This window comes from Hoeflea sp. AS16 (genome assembly GCF_038900095.1).
GTDB lineage: Bacteria > Pseudomonadota > Alphaproteobacteria > Rhizobiales > Rhizobiaceae > Hoeflea.
Genome location: NZ_JBBMQQ010000001.1, coordinates 489,527 through 507,135 on the forward strand (window position 1 = coordinate 489,527; position 17,609 = coordinate 507,135).

The 17,609-nt window shown below is 61.2% G+C and carries 19 protein-coding genes; 11 read left to right on the forward strand and 8 right to left on the reverse strand.

The window, feature by feature from the left end; translation table 11 throughout:
- Positions 1-5 precede the first annotated feature (5 nt).
- Positions 6-1,022: a nicotinate-nucleotide--dimethylbenzimidazole phosphoribosyltransferase gene (gene cobT, locus WNY80_RS02305; RefSeq protein ID WP_342885723.1), complete on the forward strand. Its 1,017-nt coding sequence runs from the start codon at positions 6-8 to the stop codon at positions 1,020-1,022.
- A gap of 33 nt (positions 1,023-1,055) precedes the next feature.
- On the opposite strand, the gene WNY80_RS02310 is transcribed toward cobT, so the two are convergent.
- Positions 1,056-2,594: a HAMP domain-containing sensor histidine kinase gene (locus WNY80_RS02310; RefSeq protein WP_342885724.1), complete on the reverse strand. Its 1,539-nt coding sequence runs from the start codon at positions 2,592-2,594 to the stop codon at positions 1,056-1,058.
- Between the two features lie 127 nt (positions 2,595-2,721).
- On the opposite strand from WNY80_RS02310, the gene WNY80_RS02315 reads away from it, so the two are divergent.
- From WNY80_RS02315 to WNY80_RS02335, 5 genes are all read left to right on the forward strand, one after another.
- A complete protein-coding gene (locus WNY80_RS02315; RefSeq protein ID WP_342885725.1) occupies positions 2,722-3,318 on the forward strand; it encodes a thermonuclease family protein in 597 nt (198 codons plus the stop codon).
- 29 nt (positions 3,319-3,347) lie between these two features.
- The gene (locus WNY80_RS02320; RefSeq protein ID WP_342885726.1) at positions 3,348-3,959 is read left to right on the forward strand and encodes a glutathione S-transferase; all 612 of its coding nucleotides are present in this window, start codon (positions 3,348-3,350) and stop codon (positions 3,957-3,959) included.
- A gap of 7 nt (positions 3,960-3,966) precedes the next feature.
- Positions 3,967-4,629: a uracil-DNA glycosylase family protein gene (locus tag WNY80_RS02325; RefSeq protein WP_342885727.1), complete on the forward strand. Its 663-nt coding sequence runs from the start codon at positions 3,967-3,969 to the stop codon at positions 4,627-4,629.
- A 105-nt stretch (positions 4,630-4,734) separates the two neighbouring features.
- Positions 4,735-5,223: an Lrp/AsnC family transcriptional regulator gene (locus tag WNY80_RS02330; RefSeq protein ID WP_342885728.1), complete on the forward strand. Its 489-nt coding sequence runs from the start codon at positions 4,735-4,737 to the stop codon at positions 5,221-5,223.
- A 159-nt stretch (positions 5,224-5,382) separates the two neighbouring features.
- The gene (locus WNY80_RS02335; RefSeq protein ID WP_342885729.1) at positions 5,383-5,838 is read left to right on the forward strand and encodes a DUF302 domain-containing protein; all 456 of its coding nucleotides are present in this window, start codon (positions 5,383-5,385) and stop codon (positions 5,836-5,838) included.
- Between the two features lie 10 nt (positions 5,839-5,848).
- Here WNY80_RS02335 and WNY80_RS02340 read toward each other — a convergent pair whose 3' ends face one another.
- The gene (locus WNY80_RS02340) at positions 5,849-6,565 is read right to left on the reverse strand and encodes a DNA alkylation repair protein (RefSeq protein WP_342885730.1); all 717 of its coding nucleotides are present in this window, start codon (positions 6,563-6,565) and stop codon (positions 5,849-5,851) included.
- A gap of 1 nt (position 6,566) precedes the next feature.
- A complete protein-coding gene (locus WNY80_RS02345) occupies positions 6,567-7,436 on the reverse strand; it encodes an NAD(P)-dependent oxidoreductase (RefSeq protein ID WP_342885731.1) in 870 nt (289 codons plus the stop codon).
- Between the two features lie 94 nt (positions 7,437-7,530).
- On the opposite strand from WNY80_RS02345, the gene WNY80_RS02350 reads away from it, so the two are divergent.
- Entirely contained in the window at positions 7,531-9,993 is a 2,463-nt protein-coding gene (locus WNY80_RS02350; protein ID WP_342885732.1) for a penicillin acylase family protein, read from the forward strand.
- A 181-nt stretch (positions 9,994-10,174) separates the two neighbouring features.
- Positions 10,175-11,005 (forward strand): aldo/keto reductase, encoded by an 831-nt coding sequence (locus tag WNY80_RS02355; protein ID WP_342885733.1) that lies wholly within the window; start codon positions 10,175-10,177, stop codon positions 11,003-11,005.
- 161 nt (positions 11,006-11,166) lie between these two features.
- Here WNY80_RS02355 and WNY80_RS02360 read toward each other — a convergent pair whose 3' ends face one another.
- On the reverse strand, positions 11,167-12,063 hold the full coding sequence (locus WNY80_RS02360; RefSeq protein WP_342885734.1) for a LysR family transcriptional regulator: 897 nt from the start codon (positions 12,061-12,063) through the stop codon (positions 11,167-11,169).
- Between the two features lie 102 nt (positions 12,064-12,165).
- Between WNY80_RS02360 and WNY80_RS02365 the strand changes: the two genes are divergently transcribed.
- Genes WNY80_RS02365 through WNY80_RS02375 form a run of 3 tightly spaced genes read left to right on the forward strand, consistent with a single transcriptional unit; the run spans position 12,166 to position 13,961 of the window.
- Positions 12,166-12,471 (forward strand): DUF2218 domain-containing protein, encoded by a 306-nt coding sequence (locus WNY80_RS02365; protein ID WP_342885735.1) that lies wholly within the window; start codon positions 12,166-12,168, stop codon positions 12,469-12,471.
- Entirely contained in the window at positions 12,468-13,079 is a 612-nt protein-coding gene (locus tag WNY80_RS02370) for a ferric reductase-like transmembrane domain-containing protein (RefSeq protein ID WP_342885736.1), read from the forward strand. Before WNY80_RS02365 ends, WNY80_RS02370 begins: the two co-directional genes overlap by 4 nt.
- A 21-nt stretch (positions 13,080-13,100) precedes the next feature.
- Positions 13,101-13,961 carry an SDR family oxidoreductase gene (locus WNY80_RS02375; RefSeq protein WP_342885737.1) on the forward strand — a complete coding sequence of 287 codons (861 nt, stop codon included), beginning with the start codon at positions 13,101-13,103 and terminating at the stop codon, positions 13,959-13,961.
- Between the two features lie 108 nt (positions 13,962-14,069).
- Here the strand turns inward: WNY80_RS02375 and WNY80_RS02380 are convergent, their stop codons facing one another.
- The 4 genes from WNY80_RS02380 to WNY80_RS02395 all read right to left on the reverse strand — a co-directional run bounded on the left by WNY80_RS02380 (position 14,070) and on the right by WNY80_RS02395 (position 17,426).
- Positions 14,070-14,882 carry a methyltransferase domain-containing protein gene (locus WNY80_RS02380; RefSeq protein ID WP_342885738.1) on the reverse strand — a complete coding sequence of 271 codons (813 nt, stop codon included), beginning with the start codon at positions 14,880-14,882 and terminating at the stop codon, positions 14,070-14,072.
- A gap of 72 nt (positions 14,883-14,954) precedes the next feature.
- Complete coding sequence (locus tag WNY80_RS02385) at positions 14,955-15,785, reverse strand: ABC transporter permease (protein WP_342885739.1); 831 nt, start codon at positions 15,783-15,785, stop codon at positions 14,955-14,957.
- Positions 15,782-16,582, reverse strand: a complete 801-nt coding sequence (locus tag WNY80_RS02390; RefSeq protein ID WP_342885740.1) for an ABC transporter permease — start codon at positions 16,580-16,582, stop codon at positions 15,782-15,784. The genes WNY80_RS02385 and WNY80_RS02390 overlap by 4 nt, the downstream gene beginning before the upstream one ends.
- A 103-nt stretch (positions 16,583-16,685) precedes the next feature.
- A complete protein-coding gene (locus WNY80_RS02395) occupies positions 16,686-17,426 on the reverse strand; it encodes an ABC transporter substrate-binding protein (RefSeq protein WP_342886291.1) in 741 nt (246 codons plus the stop codon).
- Between the last annotated feature and the right edge of the window lie 183 nt (positions 17,427-17,609).

Consider the following 17,609-nt stretch of genomic DNA (forward strand, 5'->3'; position numbering starts at 1 on the left):
TAAAAATGAGTGCCAGCGGTTTGCCTTTTGATGATTTTCGCGAGCTCCTGCGCAATCTGCCGGGTCCGGACACCGCCGCACTTGCACAGGCGCGCGAACGTGATTCGCAATTGACCAAACCCGCAGGCGCTTTGGGCAGGCTTGAAGAGATCGCGTTCTGGCTGGCCGCCTGGAGCGGGCGCTCGCCGCAGATCACGCGGCCGCTTGTGGCGATTTTCGCCGGCAATCACGGAGTGACGGCGCAGGGTGTGACGCCATACCCGTCCTCGGTGACCGCGCAGATGGTGGAGAATTTTGCCGCCGGTGGGGCTGCCATCAACCAGATCTGCGTTGCCAATGATCTGGGTCTGAAGATCTTCGACCTGGCGCTGGAAGTGCCGACGGGTGATATTTCCACCGAGGCGGCGATGGACGAGCGCACCTGTGCGGCGACCATGGCGTTCGGCATGGAGGCAATCGCCGGCGGCACCGACCTGTTGTGCATCGGTGAGATGGGTATCGGCAATACCACGATTGCGGCTGCGATTTTCTATGGGCTTTACGGTGGCTCGGCGGTCGACTGGGTGGGCCCGGGCACCGGATCGGAAGGCGAAGTGCTGGCGCGCAAGATTGCCGCGGTCGAGACTGCCGTGGCGCTGCACAAGACCCATCTTGACGATCCGCTCGAATTGCTGCGGCGTCTGGGTGGACGCGAGATTGCCGCCATGGCCGGCGCAATCCTTGCCGCGCGGATGGAGCGGATCCCGGTGCTGATCGATGGTTACGTGGCAACCGCAGCTGCGGCCGTGCTGCATGCGGCAGATCCTTCCGCGCTTGATCATTGCCTGATCGGCCACGTCTCGGCGGAGCCGGGCCACATGGCGGCGATCGAAAAGCTCGGCAAGACACCTTTGCTGGCGCTTGGCATGCGGCTGGGCGAGGGGACCGGGGCTGCGCTCGCTGCCGGCATCGTCAAGGCCGCCGCGCAGTGTCATTCCGGCATGGCGACCTTTGCCCAGGCGGGTGTTGCCGGCAAGGAATAAGGCCCGGTCAGGTCAAACAAGGACAGCGCGGGGTCAGGCGAACGCGCGCTTTTTCTTCCTGGCCGCTGCGCCGGAAACGCCTTCGACCGGGGCCATGCTTTCGAGCACGCGGTTGCGTGGCAGGATGGCGATGCCTTCGGTGCCTTCGCGCAGTTTCGATTTGAGAACGAACTCGCCGCCATGCTTGGCCAGAATGGCCTGGACTATCGGCAAGCCAAGGCCTGTGCCCTGTTCGGCGCTCTTGATGGCGACCGAACCCTGACCGAAGGCTGACAGCACCACGGGGATTTCCTCCTCGGCGATGCCGGGGCCATTGTCCTTGATCGCCAGGTACTGTCCGCCGCCGGCGGTCCAGCCGAGCTTGATGCGGATTTCGCCGCCGGACGGGGTGAACTTGACTGCATTGGACAGCAGGTTGAGGACCACCTGACGCATCGCCTTCTCGTCGGCCCAGACCATGGGCAGGTTTTCCTCGAAAGCCTCGATGATGCGGATGTTCTTGCTGCGCGCCTTGAGTTGCACCAGTGCGATGCAATCCTCGGCGATATCGGCGAGCGACAGGGCGTTCTCGTTGAGCTCATAGCGCCCCGCCTCGATGCGGGAGAGATCGAGGATCTCGTTGATCAGGTTGAGCAGATGCTGGCCGGAGCGGTGGATGTCGCCGACATATTCCTTGTAGCTGGCATTTTCGATCGGGCCGAGCACCTCGCCGGACATGACTTCGGAAAAGCCGAGGATGGCGTTGAGCGGGGTTCTTAACTCATGGCTCATCGAGGCAAGGAACCTGGACTTGGCCAGGTTGGACTCCTCGGCGCGGCGGCGCGCCTCGTCAGACACCGAATTGGCGACCTCGAGTTCGGCGATCAGATCGTCTTTTTCGGTCTGATAGCTGAGCATCTTCAGATTGGTGGTGTAGAGCCGCCGTGACATGAAGGCAAAGAACAGGGCGGCGGCACAGATCATGGCGAACGCGGAAAAGTCCGCCACGTCGCGGCTGATGGCGGCGCGGGCCGCGAGCGCCAGAATGGCCGGAATGGCAGCGAAGTAGAAGGCATAGCGCAAGGAGAACGTCGTCATCGCCGTGGCGGCGAGGGCGATCAGCAGGACGGCCGACTTGTAGAAAATGAAGGTGTCGCCCTGACAGGTGGTGCAATGCTGGTAGGCAAACAGCGCCCAGGTCAGGCCAATCAGGGCATAGGCGGCGAGAAAACGCTTGCGCCAGCGGCCGAAGTTTTCCTCGGTGCACTGTCCACGCGAGGCGCGGCGGGCAACCAGTATCTGGCCTGCATAGACCACCAGTGTCATCAGCGCCCATGCGAGCAGCCACAGCGCATCATCGAACCACAGCCCGCCAATCGCGGTCAGGAGAACCAGGACCGCCGGCGCGGCTGCGCCCTGCAGAACCGCATTGATGTGCAAGCGGAGCATTTCATTGTCGAAAACCGGCGAAATCTCCCGCCCATGCTGCAATTGTTCGCGGGTGGCGCGCACGGCTTTCATGACCGCCGCGTTCTTGTGGGTGCGCGAACGATCGACAATATTCTTGTCGGTCATGGTTTGGGGCGTCGACACAGTGCTTCCGATTTCTCCGGTTCGGAATGAAAATCTAGCCGCCAATGTTTAAGAAGCTGTTTGCATTTTGAATTGCAGCCGGATCAATCGTCTTGAATCCAATGGGTGAATAGGATCATCTGGGCCAATGAGATTCCCGAAAAGGCGAGCGAGATCACGGCGCACCCGCTGGCGCAAATTTGTCGATATCTGTGTCGCCATCATGGTTTTTGCCGGCGCAGCTGTGGTTGCCGCCCGTATGGACCGTTTTGCTGCAACCGATATTTCCGGTCAGGTGCGGGTTGTGGACGGCGACAGCCTTGCCATGGGAAAGCGGCGTTTGCGGCTCAAGGGGATCGACGCGCCGGAACTCAAGCAGCGCTGCCGCAAGGATGGCTATGATTATGGTTGCGGAATCGAGGCCGCATCGCACTTGAGAGGCCTGATCGGCGGCACACCGGTCGATTGCAAGGGGGAAGGCATTGACCGGTATGGCCGCGACCTGGTGCGCTGTACGGCAGGCGGTGTCGATCTCAACGCGGCGATGGTGCGGTCGGGCCACGCCATTGCCTTCGGCGATTACAAATGGGCCGAGACCGAAGCCAGGATGGAGCGGGCCGGGCTCTGGGCCGGTGATTTCGAGACGCCAAAGCAATGGCGCACCGTGCACGGCGGCATGGACGAGGACCTGCATGCGGGATTATCCTCGCTGACAGCTTTCCTGCGGCGGCTGTTTGGTGTCTGATCGTTTTTTTGTTGGGGAGAGGAAATCGCATGAAACTTTATGATGGCGGACGCGCGCCGAATCCGCGCCGGGTTACCGTGTTCCTGGCCGAGAAGGGCATCGAGGTGGAAAAGGTGCCGGTGGACATGGGACAGCTGGGTCACAAGTCCGAGCAAGTCACCCGGCTCAATCCGCTGCAGCGGCTGCCTGTGCTGGAACTTGATGACGGCACGGCGATCTCGGAATCGGTGGCCATCTGCCGCTATTTCGAGGAACTGCACCCCGAACCGCCGCTGATGGGGACGGACGCCAGGGACAAGGCAATCGTGGAAATGTGGAGTCGCCGGATGGAGCTGATCTTTCTCAGCGCGGTCGCCAATGCCTTCCGGCACACCCATCCGGCGATGAAGGAATGGGAAGTGCCTCAGCTGGTCGAATGGGGCGAGATCAACCGGCCCAAGGCGCTCGGTTTTCTCGAGATGCTGGACAAGGAGCTGACGGACCGCGAGTTCATCGCCGGCGACCGCTATACCATTGCCGATATCACCGGCATGATCGGGATCGACTTCATGAAACCGGCGAAGATCGAACGTCCGGAGCATCTCAAGAATGTCATGCGCTGGTACCAGGCGGTCTCCTCGCGGCCGAGTGCGAAGGTGTGACGGTCAGATGAGCCAGACCGCCGGTGATACTCGGGATAATGATACGGCGCTGGCGCAGCTGCTGACCGATATCGCGGCCTGCCGGATTTGCCGGGATACGCCCGCCGGCGGCCCGGCCAACGCCCTGCCGCATGAGCCGCGCCCGGTCTGTGTGGCCTCGTCGAAAGCGTCGATCCTGATTGCCGGGCAGGCGCCGGGGATGCGGGTCCACCTCAGCGGCAAACCGTTCACCGATCCATCGGGAGACCGGTTGCGCGATTGGCTCGGGGTTGACGAGGCGCAGTTCTATGATCCCGACAACTTCGCCATTGTGCCGATGGGGTTCTGTTTTCCCGGCCATGACGCCAAGGGCGGGGACCTGCCGCCGCGGCGGGAATGCGCGCCGGCCTGGCGGAGCAGGGTGCTGGAGCAGATGCCGCAGCTGAAGCTCATCCTGGTGATCGGGCAATATGCGCATGCCTGGCACCTGGGGAAACTCAGGCAGAAGACTCTCACAGAAACTGTCCGTAACTGGAAATCCATTCTTGCCAGCAGCGAGACCGATTGTCCGGTGATGCCGTTGCCGCATCCGTCCTGGCGCAACAGCGGCTGGATCCGCAAGAATCCCTGGTTCGAAGCCGAGCTGCTGCCGGAACTCAAGCGGATCGTGAAACAGGAAATCTCCCGATAGTGGGAAATCACAAACTATCAATGTGACGTTTTGTGGTAAAATTTTCTTTGTGAAGGGGCCTGAGACGCGATATCAGGGAGTTCAATCCTGTTTCCGGAGATTTTCATGGATCGCCTCGACCGCAAGATACTACGCCTGCTGCAGGAAGACGCCACGCTGGCAGTGGCCGAAATCGCCAAGAAGGTGGGGCTTTCGACAACGCCGTGCTGGCGCCGTATCCAGAAGCTGGAGGAAGACGGCGTGATCAAGCGCCGCGTGGCGCTGCTCGATCCCGCTGCGGTCAATGCCAAGGTGACCGTGTTCGTCTCGATCCGGACCAATTCCCACTCGAATGAATGGCTCAAGCGGTTCTCCGAAGTGATCACCGATTTTCCGGAGGTGGTGGAATTCTACCGGATGAGCGGCGACGTCGATTATCTCCTGCGCGTGGTGGTGCCTGATATCGCCGCCTATGACGCGTTCTACAAACGGCTGATCGCCAAGATCGAAATCCGCGACGTGTCCTCATCCTTTGCCATGGAGCAGATCAAGTACACCACGCAATTGCCGCTGGATTACATCCAGCTGGCCAAGGAAAAATCGGAATCAAGCTGATCTGCTGCCATCCAGTCCCGGTTTTTCGCGGGTGATTGAAGCGTGACAGTCATCGCAGAGGCGATACGCCGCGGTGAAATCACTCACTTGCATCGCGGTTTTCGGTGTATAGTGAAATTTCGATATGTCGAGGGAATAGTCCCTTACCGGAGGATTGTGATGAAAACGCTTCTTGCTGCAACCATGGCCGTATTCCTGCTGCCCAGCGCCGCCCATGCCGCTGGCGACGATGTCAAGACCGTGGAAAGTGATGCGGCCTTTGCCGATGTCACCTCGGGCATTGAGAACGCCATCGTCAATCGCGGCTTCAAGGTGGATTACCACGGCTTCATCGGCGAGATGCTCAAGCGCACCGCCACCGATGTCGATGCCAACAAGATGCTCTACAAGGACGCGGAATTCTTCACGTTCTGCTCGGCCGTGGTGTCGCGCAAGGTGATGGAAGCCGATATCGGCGATATCGCCTATTGCCCCTATGTGGTGTTCGCCTATGAGCCGGCCGAAACACCGGGCAAGGTCACTGTCGGGTTCAGGAAGCTGCCGGCCGGAGGCGAGCGTGATGCGGTGAACGCACTGCTTTCCGACATCATCGAGGATGCCGCCGAAGGGATGTAATCCTCCGGTTCTAGCGCTGTTTTGATGCCAGTCGCTGGCGGATCTTGTCGTTGGTCAGTTCCCTGACAGCGTCGTTGCCGATCCAGCGCGTGGTCCTGTCTTGCGAGGCTGCGAGTTTTTCGGCCAGACCAAGTGCAGGCGCATGGCAGGTCAGGCTGCGCTTGCCGATCTGCCTAAGCGCCCAGTTGACTGCCTTTTTGACGAAATTGCGCGGATCGTCGGCGTAGCATTCGATCAGTGGGAGCAGGGCGATGAAATCGGTATCGTCACGCTTTTTCAGGTGCACCGCGGCCCAGGCGATCATGGCGAAAGCGGTGCGGCGGACGAATTCGCGCTCGTCCGCGGCAAATTCCGGCACAAGCTCGTCGAGGTGACCGGCATCGACGAACAGATCGGCGGCATGATCGACGATTTCCCAGCTGTTGAAATCGGCTGCCATCTCGCGTGCCTGTGTCGGGCTTACCCGGCCGGGTTCATCGGTGAACAAGGCCAGCAACCGGGCTTCGCGAAACCCGGTCTGCCAGAGCTCGAGGGCTCGCTCATGGTCGCGGCCCAGAGTTTTGCCAAAAGGCCTTAGAGCCGCGTTGCCGACGCCGAAAGCCTTGTCGGTGTTGATGCCAAAGCGCTGCATGCCGGCAATGTTGTCCGCCGACCCGCTCGCCTCCAGCCATGCCAGGATGTCCGGCACGGTGTAGTCGGCGTTTTCGGGTGGCCGGCGGGGCGCCATGCTATTTTTCCAGGCGCGCCAGCAGCGACGACGTATCCCAGCGATTGCCGCCCATGGCCTGCACGTCGGCGTAGAACTGGTCGACCAGAGCCGTCACCGGCAGGGTGGCGCCGTTTTGCCTGGCCTCGTTGAGCACAATGTCGAGATCCTTGCGCATCCAGTCGACGGCGAAGCCATAGTCGTACTTGCCGGCATTCATGGTCTTGTGGCGGTTTTCCATCTGCCAGGAACCGGCGGCGCCCTTGGAAATCACGTCGATCACCTTTTCGATGTCGAGGCCGGCCTTCTTGCCGAAATGGATGCCTTCGGCGAGGCCCTGGACCACGCCGGCAATGCAGATCTGGTTGATCATCTTGGTCAGCTGGCCGCTGCCGACCGGGCCCATCAGGCCGACCATGCGGGCATAGGCGTCGATGACCGGGCTGGCCTTTTCGAATGTCGACTGGTCGCCGCCGACCATGACGGTCAGGACGCCGTTCTCAGCGCCGGCCTGTCCGCCCGACACCGGCGCGTCGAGAAAGCCGCAACCCTTGTCCGCGCAGGCGTCGCCCAGTTGCCGGGCCACTTCGGCCGAGGCCGTGGTGTTGTCGATCAGGATCGCACCCTTGCTCATGCCGTGCAGGGCGCCGCCAGGAGCCAGCGTGACGGACCGCAAATCATCGTCGTTGCCGACGCAGGTGAAGACGAAATCAGCGCCCTTGGCGGCCTCGGCCGGGGTGTCGCAGGCAGTGCCGCCAAATTCATCGGCCCATTTGCGGGCTTTCTCGGCCGTGCGGTTGTAGACCCTGAGTTCATGACCGCCCTTGGTCTTCAGATGTCCCGCCATGGGGTAACCCATAACGCCGAGTCCGATGAAGGAAACTGTTGCCATTTCGCCTATCCTTTTGTCACAAATACGCTTTACGGCTGACCTGATTGCAAGTTACGTAAAACAAGCCGCCGGCTGCTGGGAGGGACATAGACCAATGATGCGTATCGTCAAAGGGCTTATCAAGCTCATTCTTCTTCTTGTCCCGCTGGTGGTCATGGCCGTGGGCGCGGGAATGTTGTGGGCTTCGCGTTCGCAGGCGCCGTCTGACGGGGAGATGCAGATCGCCGGGTTGAGCGGCGAGGTGACGATCACGCGGGACCAGAACGGGGTGCCGCATGTCAAGGCAGCGACCCGTGCCGATGTTGCCGCAGGTCTTGGTTTTGCCCATGCGCAGGACCGGCTGTGGCAGATGGAAGTCAGCCGCATGGCCGGGCAGGGACGGCTGTCGGAAATGTTCGGCAGCGCCACCGTCAGCACTGATATCTGGCTCAGGACCATGGCCATCCACGAGGCGGCCGAGGCGTCGCTCGCGGTGATGGATGAAGACACGATGGCGATGCTCGAGGGCTATGCCCGTGGGGTCAATGCGTGGCTCGAACGGACGCCGCAGGTGTTTTCGTCGAAGCTGCCGCCCGAATACGTGATCCTTGGCCACAAGCCGGAGCCGTGGAGGCCCGTCGACACGCTGACATCGATCAAGATGATGTCGATCTCTCTGGCGCAAAACCTGCGCGAGGAGGCGCTGCGGCTCGGGTTTCACCGGCTTGGACTGAGCGAGGCCGAAACGCTCGACCTTTTGCCCTATCTCGATGCCGACACGCCTCCGCCAATGCCGGACCTGACAGCGTTGCTCGGTCTTGATCCGGCGCCGATCGGCGAAACCATGATCACGGCCGATGCGTCGGATGTATTCACCGATATTGACGGCGTGCTGGCGACAGGAGCTTCCAACAACTGGGTGATCTCGGGGGAGCGGACCCAGTCCGGGCTGCCGGTTGTCGCCAATGATCCCCACCTGGGGTTGATGGCGCCGTCGGTCTGGTACCTGGCGCATCTGGAGGTCACCGAAGAGTTCGACGAACCGCGGCATCTGATCGGCACGTCGCTGCCAGGCACGCCCTTCGTGCTTCTGGGACGCGGCAACGACATTGCCTGGGGCTTTACCAACACGGCCACGGATGCGCAGGACGTGTTTGTCGAGCGGGTCAATCCGGACAATGCGGACGAGTATCTGACCCCGACGGGCTGGGCGCCTTTCGGCAAGAAAGATGAGGTCATCAAGGTTCGTGGCGGCGAGGATGAGACATTCACCCGCCTGTGGACCCGGCATGGACCGGTTTTCCCGGCCGGTTACAAGCATTTCGACAAGCTGCTGCCGGAGAATACCGTGGCGGCCTTGCAATGGGTGGCGCTGGCGCATGACGACACCACGGCGATGGTCGGTCCGAGACTTTACGACATGCGCACGGTCGAGGATTTCCAGAACGGGTTTGAAGCCTTCCTGACGCCGATGCAGTCGATGGTGGTGGCTGACCGGTCCGGCAATATCGGGTTTGTGGCGGCGGGCAGGGTGCCGCGGCGCGATCCCGCCAACCGGCTGATGGGACGCGCACCGGCACCGGGCTGGAATGCGATCTATGACTGGCGCGGCTATGCGCCCTACAAGGATCTGCCACGGCAGACCAATCCGGAGAGCGGGCTGATTGCCACGGCCAATACCAAGATCGTCGGCCCGGATTACCCGCTTCACCTGACATTCGACTGGGATGAACCTTACCGGCAGAACCGCATCGAGGAACTGATCAACGGCTCGAACGAGAAACATACACCGGCGATGTCGCGGCAGGTGCAGGCCGATGTGTTCTCGCCGGCCTTTGCAAGCCTGAAACCGCGCCTGCTGAAAGCGCTGGAAAGCGCACCGCTGTCGCAGGCCAACCAGGATCTCATGGCACGTCTTGCCTCCTGGGACGAGACCATGACGCGCGACAAGATGGAGCCATTGCTGATCATGGCATGGGTTCGCCAGACCATGATCATGGCGTTCGAAGACGATCTGGGCTTCATGTTCGAGGACTGGTTCAAGGTGCGGGGCAAGGTGCTGGAGCGACTGCTTGACGGCGAGACAGCGCGCAACTGGTGCGATGTCAAATCCACTGCGGATGAGGAAAGCTGCGAGCAGATCGTGGCCGAGGCATTCGAGGCGGCGGTTGCAGATCTCTCCGAACGGTATGGCGAGGATCCGAGCAAATGGCGCTGGGGGGAAGCGCATTACGCCAAGGGCGCGCATCGTCCCTTCGGCGAAGTCAGCCTGCTCAGGCGGTTCTTCAACGTCGAGGTGGAAAGCGGTGGTGGACCGTTCACGCTTGATCGTGGGCGCACCCAGATCCAGGACGAGAAGGATCCCTATGCCAACACCAATGCGTCGAGCTATCGCGGCATTTTCGACATGGCCGATCTTGACCGCGCAACCTACATCCAGACAACCGGGCAGTCGGGCAATGTGTTTTCGGGCCATTACAACGATTTCGCGCCGTTGTGGGCCGATGTGAACTCGATCGAGATTCCTGCAACGGATGTTGTCGATCCGGCCGGGGTGTGGCGGCTCGCGCCCGGATAGGCGGAGCCTTGCTCCGGCTCGACATTGTTCCAGCGGGCCGGGGCCCTTATATACCGCTTGAATACCTGAATCGGCGCCATCGCATGTCATGGCATGCGCCAGTTTACCTCAATAGAACCCGGGATGGATTGCGTGTGGCGGCATGTCCGAAATCCCGTGGGCAGGCAGAAGCGAGATTGTTATGAGCACTATGAACTCAATCCCTTTTCATGACGGACACACAATTCCACAGCTCGGTTTCGGCATCTGGCAGATCCCGCAGGACAAGACTGCTGCGGCGGTGGCAAGCGCAATCAAGACCGGCTACCGGCTGATTGACGGCGCCTTCATCTATGGCAATGAAGCCGGACTCGGCGAGGGCCTGAAGAGCTCTGGCGTGCCGCGCGACGAGATCTTCGTTACCACCAAGGTCTGGAACAATGCACATGGGCGCGACAAGGCGCGGGCCTCGGTCGAGCGCAGCCTCAAGAGCATCGGCGTCGACCAGCTCGATCTGGTGCTGATCCACTGGCCGGTGCCGAGCCAGAACCTCTATGTCGAGACCTGGAAGGCCTTGATCGAAATGCGCAACGAGGGGCTGATGCGCTCGATCGGCGTGTCGAACTTCAATGCCGACCACCTGACGAGGCTCATTGAGGAGACCGGTGAGGCTCCTGCGCTCAACCAGATCGAGATCAATCCACAGCTGCAGCAGCCCGAATTGCGGGCATTCTGCGACGCGCACAAGATCGTCGTCCAGGCGTGGACGCCGCTGGGCAATGGCAAATCGTTTGAAGCCGAGCCTGTCAAGGCCGCGGCTGCGCGCACCGGCAAGAGCCCGGCGCAGATCATCCTGCGCTGGCACATGCAGCTCGGCCATGCGGCGATTGCCCGCTCGGTCAATCCGGCCCGCCAGGCGGAGAACCTCGATGTGTTTGATTTCGCACTCACCGATGATGAGATGAAAGCCATCGCCGGCCTCGACGTGGGCCTGCGCAACGGCCCCGATCCGTCGGTGTTCAAACTGATGTAGATCGATCTGTCTCGTGACAGACAAATCAAGGCCGCCAAGGGGAGACCCCGTTTGGCGGCCTTGATGCATTTTCGCGGGGTTGATGAACACCGGTCATGTGGTGCCGCGATTTTTGCCGCATCGGCCGCTTGCGCCGGATTGTCCCTGTATCAGCCCGGTTGCTAGGCCGCTTGTTTACCGTTCTGCGCTTCGAGGATGAATTCCAGCAGCAAATTGACCAGGCTGCTGCGGCGGCTCGATGCGGGCCAGACGGCATAGATGTTGAGCGTCGGCAGCGACCATTCCGGCAGAACCCGCACCAGACGTCCGGCTGCAAGGTCTTCACCGATTTCGCTTACCGGCAACTTCTGCAAGCCAAGACCGGCCAGAACCGCGGACCGTGCGCCGCTGATCGAATTGACCAGAACCCGCGATTGGTCGGGATGGATAGTGACTTCTTCCGTGCCGCGGGTGAGGACGAACTTGTCCGGCAACATGTCGAGGAGCACAAAATCGCACCGCGCCAGATCCTGCGGAACCGACGGCTTTTCGATGGTCTCGAGATAGGAGGGCGCAGCGACAAGCCAGCGCTCGAAGGTGCCTATCTTGCGGCTTCTCAAGGTGCTCTCGGGCATGGCCCCGAGGCGGATGGCCATATCGTAACCCTCGGCCACCAGATTTATCTGCTCGTCGCTGCCATGCAGCGTGATGGCGACATGCGGGTAGCGGCGTGCAAACTGCCAGATTGCGCTCTCCTGCAGACTGTTTGTCAGGAATGCGGGCGCAGTCAGTTTCAGTGCGCCGGCGGGTTCGGCGCTGATATCGGCGATGGCGTCGAAACCTTCCTCCGCCGCCTCGACCATGCGCCTGGCCGACTGCAGAAGCCTCTGGCCGTCGGATGTCAGCGACAGTGCGCGGGTCGAGCGGTGGAGCAGGGTGACGCCGTGGCGGGTTTCAAGCGCTTTCACATGGTGGCTGACCACGGACGTCGACAGGCGAAGCGCCCGGCCGGCGGCGCTGAAACTGCCCGCTTCGGCAACCTTGGCGAAAATGGCGAGCGCGCGCAGGTCATCAATCATGGATCACAGCTTTCGGTTTGATGAGATAGTTATTCAAATTTACCCCATCAAGTCAAACAATCGGAATACCCCTATCTTGTGGAGAGAAGAAAGGGATACCCGATGACACAATCCATCAGCCGCGTCCAAACGCCAAAGGCGAGCCAGTACCTGCAACAACTCTGCAAGCATTTCGGCCACAAGGTGCCGGTTGAATTCGATCCCCTGAACGGCTCCATCAAGTTGCCATTCGGCAGTTGCACGCTTGAGGCCCGGGGCGAGGAACTGATCCTGAGCGTCGAGGGCGAGGATACCGGCAAGCTGGAGCAGGTAATCGGAAGCCACCTCGAGCGTTTCGCCTTCCGGGAATCGCTCAACGTGACCTGGGACAGTGCCGGCGGGCCGTCGCATCCGGAGACAAGACAATGAACAAGCTGAAAACCCTTCTCAATTCGCCTTATGCCTTCTGGCTGCTGCTGGCCTTGCCGGCTTTCGGCCTGATCAACGGTGCGCTGGCGGGCGGGGACCTGGAGCCGCTGCTTCATCCCACCGGGGAGTTTTCCGCCCGGTTCATGATTATCGCGATGATGCTCACCCCGTTGCGGATGCTGTTTCCGAAATCCGGCGCCGTGCTGTGGCTGATGCGCCGCCGCCGCTACCTTGGCGTGGCCGCCTTCGGCTATGCCGCGCTGCATACGCTCTATTACGTGATTGACCTGGGTACGTTGTCCGCCGTTGTCGCTGATATCACGAAATTCGGCATCTGGACCGGCTGGGTGGCCTTCGTCATTTTCGTGCCCCTGGCGCTGACATCCAACGATGCCTCCGTGCGCAAGCTTCGCCGCTCCTGGAAGACGTTGCAGCGCTTTGTCTATCCGGCGGCGGTCGCAACGCTGCTGCACTGGCTCTTTGTCCAGAACAGTTTTGGCCCGGCGCTGGTCCACTTCGTTCCGCTGGCAGCGCTGGAAGCCTACCGCATCTGGAAGGTCATGAGCGTCAATCGTCTGGCGGCAGCCGCCTCCGAAACCACTTCCTGACCTCATAGAAGGACCGTTACAATGGTTACCATTGCAGTTGCTGCCGCCAGCGGCCATCTGGGCCACGCAATCGTCAAGGCTTTGATCGCCCGTGACGGCACCGATACGGTCATTGCGCTGGCCCGGACGCCGGAAAAGGCGAAGGATCTCGGGGTCGAGGTTCGCCCGGGAGACTATGACGACCGCGCAGGTCTCGAGCGTTCGCTCAGTGGTGTGGATGTCGTGTTGCTGGTCTCGGGCATGAGTGAACCGGGTGAACGCATCGGGCAGCATCGAAATGTCATCGAGGCAGCCAAATCTGCCGGGGTGGGCAAGATTGTCTACACCAGCGTGCAGGGGCCTGCTGACGGCACCAGCTTCTCTCCGGTCGTCAAGAGCAACCGCCAGACCGAGCAGGACGTGCGCGAGAGCGGCCTTGAATGGGTCATCGGCCGCAACGGCATCTATATCGAGCCGGACATCGACTATATCGAAAGCTACAAGGCTGCCGGCGAAATCGCCAATTGTGCCGGTGACGGAAAGTGCGGCTACACCACCCGTGCCGAACTGGCCTATGCCTATGCACAAATGCTTCTCAGCGACGCCCACAACGGCCAGACCTACAATCTGCATGGCGAATGCCTGACACAGGCGCAACTGGCTGACCACCTGAACCAGGCTTTTGGCACGTCGCTGGTGTATCGCGCCATGAGCGTAGAGGACTACCGGCAGGACCGGATTGCCGAACTCGGCGAGTTCATCGGCACGGTTATCACCGGCATATATTCCGGGATCCGGCAAGGGGGCTTCGACACTATCAGCAACTACGCCGAAGCAGCAGGCCGCCCGCATCAGGCATGGAGCGACTACTTTTCCAGGATCAAGACAGGCGCCTCAGCCTGATCACCGTGGACGCTACGCGCAGCAGGCAGGAATGGCGCTCAAGGAAACTGTTGACCGTTGCCTTGAGCGATTGCAGGCTTGTTGCGCATTCCACAAACCAGGACCGGCTTACAGCTTCCTGGCAATGAACAGGTGACCGGCTATCGGCAGGCCCTGTTCGTGGCGGACGACAATGTCGCCGGCCTCCAGCGTTTCGAAGCCTGCAGCCGCAAGCGCTTCGCGTACATAGGATTGCTGGTGGGCAAAGCGCTGGAAACGGCCGACCGTATAGGGACGGCCCTCGAATTCGGTTTCCGGCAGGGTTTCGCTTGAAAAGCAGAACAGCGCGCCGGAGGTGACGTTTTTCGCCGTCGCCTCGAACAGCGGTTCGAGGGCGCCGAGATAGGGCAGCACGTCGGTTGCGGCAACCAGGTCGAACGGGTCGTCGTCATTGTCTTCGAGATAGTCGACCGCGTCGGCCACATAGAGCATGTCATAGAGGCCCTTTTCGTGGGCGATCTCGACCATGTTCTCGGCCAGATCCAAGCCCGTGGCATCATCGACCATATCTTCAAGCGCGCCACCGGTCAGCCCGGTGCCGCAGCCGAGATCGAGCATGCGGTCGAAACCGGTCAGTCCCAGCTCGATCAGCCGCTGCCTGAGCAGAAGCGGCACATGATAGCCCAGATCCTCGACCAGTACCTTGTCAAACACCTCGGCATGCTGGTCGAACAGGGTGGTGACATAGGCTTCGGGCGCGCGGGTGGGCACGTCGCCGCGCTTCATCGAGGCGAGCCTGACTGCTGCGCCGCCGTGGTCGTCGGGATCAAGCGCCAGCACTTCGGCATAGGCCGTGGCTGCGAGATCGAAATCGCCGGATTTTTCCAGCGCGAGGGCCCGGTTGTAGGCTTCCGCCAAAGCATCGTCGTCGGTCTTGGCCATGAGTGGCTCCAAATAAGGTTTCGCGCCCCTTTTATACAAAGGGGCGTTTGCAGCAAGCGGTGAATGGTCCGGTTATCGCTTGAGGTGGCGGGTGAGCCGCTGTTCGAGCTTTTCCCAGATATTGCGCAGCGCCTCGACGATGACAAGGTAGAACACCGCCGCCCAGATATAGGTCTGGAAATCGAAGGTGCGGGAATAGGCGCGGCGGGTTTCGCCCATCAGGTCGAAGACGGTGACGATGGCGACAATCGCCGAGCCCTTGATCATCAGGATGATCTCGTTGCCGTAAGGTCGCAGCGCCACGATCATCGCCTGCGGCAGGATGATGCGGTGGAAGGTCTGGAACCGGGTCAGGCCAAGGGCGGCTGCGCCTTCGTGCTGGCCTCGGGTGACGCTCTCGATGGCACCGCGCAGGATCTCGGCCTGGTAGGCGGCGGTGTTGAGCGTGAAGGCAAACAGCGCACAGTTCCAGGCGTCGCGGAAAAACACCCACAATCCGACTGCCTCGAGCTGGTCGCGGAAACTGCCGAAGCCGTAATAGATCAGAAACAGCTGTGCGATCAGCGGTGTTCCGCGGAAGAAATAGACATAGCCATAGGCAAGCGAGGACAGCACCCGGTTGGATGACATCCGCCCCAGCGCAACCGGAACCGACAGGATTGCGCCCAGGGTGACGGAGATGCCGACAAGGGTCAGCGTTGTTGCCAGGCCCGAGAGGAACTTCGGCCCGTAGGTGGTGACCTTGTCGATGTCCCAGGCGTCGATCAGCCAGGCCACCAGCGCGATGCCGGCCAGCACCCACATGCCCAGCAGGGTTGCGCCGAGGATCCGCATGCGGCTCCAGCGAAACGCCTCGACCGGCGGTGCGGGCCGCGGTTCAATCAGTTCGTCGGCGACGCTCATCGGTTCACTCCGGAGCGGCGCACGCTGGTCTCGATCTTGGAGAACACGACGGAGGAGGCCATCGCCAGGGCCAGGAACAGCAGGCAGGCGAGCCCGTAGAAGAAGAAGGCTTCCTTGGTGACCTTGGCGGCGATGCCGGTCTGGCGCAGCGTGTCGCCAAGCCCGATCACCGAAATCAGCGCGGTATCCTTGATCAGGATCATCCAGAGATTGCCAAGTCCGGGAAGTGCAATGCGGACAAGCTGCGGCAGGATGATGAGCCGCATGGTCTTGCCCGGGCGCAGGCCAAGCGCATAGCCCGCCTCGTACTGGCCCTTGGGAATGGCCTTGAACGCAGAGGAGAGCACTTCCGAGGCGTAGGCAGAGAACACAAGCGCCAGGGCGATGGTGCCTGCGACGAAGGAGTTGATATCGAAGCCGCGCTCGTAACCAAGCGCCAGCGCCGCTTCGCGCACACCGATCTGCAGGCCGAAATAGATCATGAAGATGGTCAGCAGCTCGGGCAGGCCGCGAAAGATGGTGGTGTAGATATTGGCGGAAATCCGCAGCGAGCGGACTTCGGTCTGCTGTGCCAGGGAGAGAAACAGACCGATCAGCAGCCCGATCGGCAAGGTGCAGGCAGCCAGCGTGATGGTGACAAAGAACCCGCGCGCGACCTCGTCGCCCCAGCCGGTGTCGCCGCAAGACAATAGCGAATTTTCCGGCAGCAGATTGAGAAAGCCGACCGGGCCGCAGAACGGATCAAACAGCGAGGCAAACCAGTAGAGCTGCCCTCCCAGCGTTGCTGTCGGTTCCATGCTGTCCCCTGACCCGTGCCGCCTTGTTCGCGGTCTTGGATTGCGGCGGCGGACGATGGCACGTCCGCCGCCTTTTCGTGTTTTCTACCGATACCGGACCGGTTTAGTCGCCATAGACGTCAACGTCAAAATACTTGTCGTTGATGGTCTTGTAGGTTCCGTTCTCACGGATCGCGGCGATGGCGGTGTTGAACATGTCACGCAGCTCGGTTTCGCCCTTGCGGATGGCAATGCCTGCGCCTTCGCCGTTGATCACCGGATCGGGTGTCAGCGTGCCAAGAAGCTTGCAGCAGGTGCCTGCGTCCGACTTGAGCCATTCGGAAAGCACGATGACATCGTCGATCACGGCGTCAATGCGGCCTGAATCGATGTCGAGCTTGTACTCGTCCGGCGTCGGGTAAAGCTTCAGTTCGGCTGAGGGAAGCTTTTCCTCGGCATAGTTGGAATGCGTGGTCGAGGACTGCGCACCGATCATCTTGCCGGCCAGACCGGCGTCACTGGCTTCGGTGATGTCGCTGTCCTTGGGCACGGCGATGGCCGGCGGGGTGTTGTAGTACTTGTTGGTGAAGTCGACCTTTTCCTTGCGTTCTTCGGTGATCGACATGGAAGCGATGATGGCGTCGAACTTGCCGGCGAGCAGGGCGGGAATGATGCCGTCCCAGTCCTGGGTGACAAATTCGCACTCGACCTTCATCTCGTCGCAAAGTGCCTTGGCGATGTCGATATCGAAGCCGACAAGGCTGCCGTCGCTTTCAAGGTTGTTGAAGGGCGGGTAGGCGCCTTCGGTGCCGATGATGACCTTCTTGATGCCGCCGTGGCTGGCTGCCTGGGCAGCGGTGCCCATAGTCAGGGCAAGGGCAACGGCGGAGACTGCCAATGTGAAACGGCTGGAAATACGCATGGGGGTCCTCTCTGTTTGAAGGATGGCGGCTTGTTGATCCGCCGCCTTCCATTGATCGCAGGTGATATTCACCGCGCTGGGCGGAATATTCCCATTGTTTTAGCGGGGATTGCAACAGGAAATGCC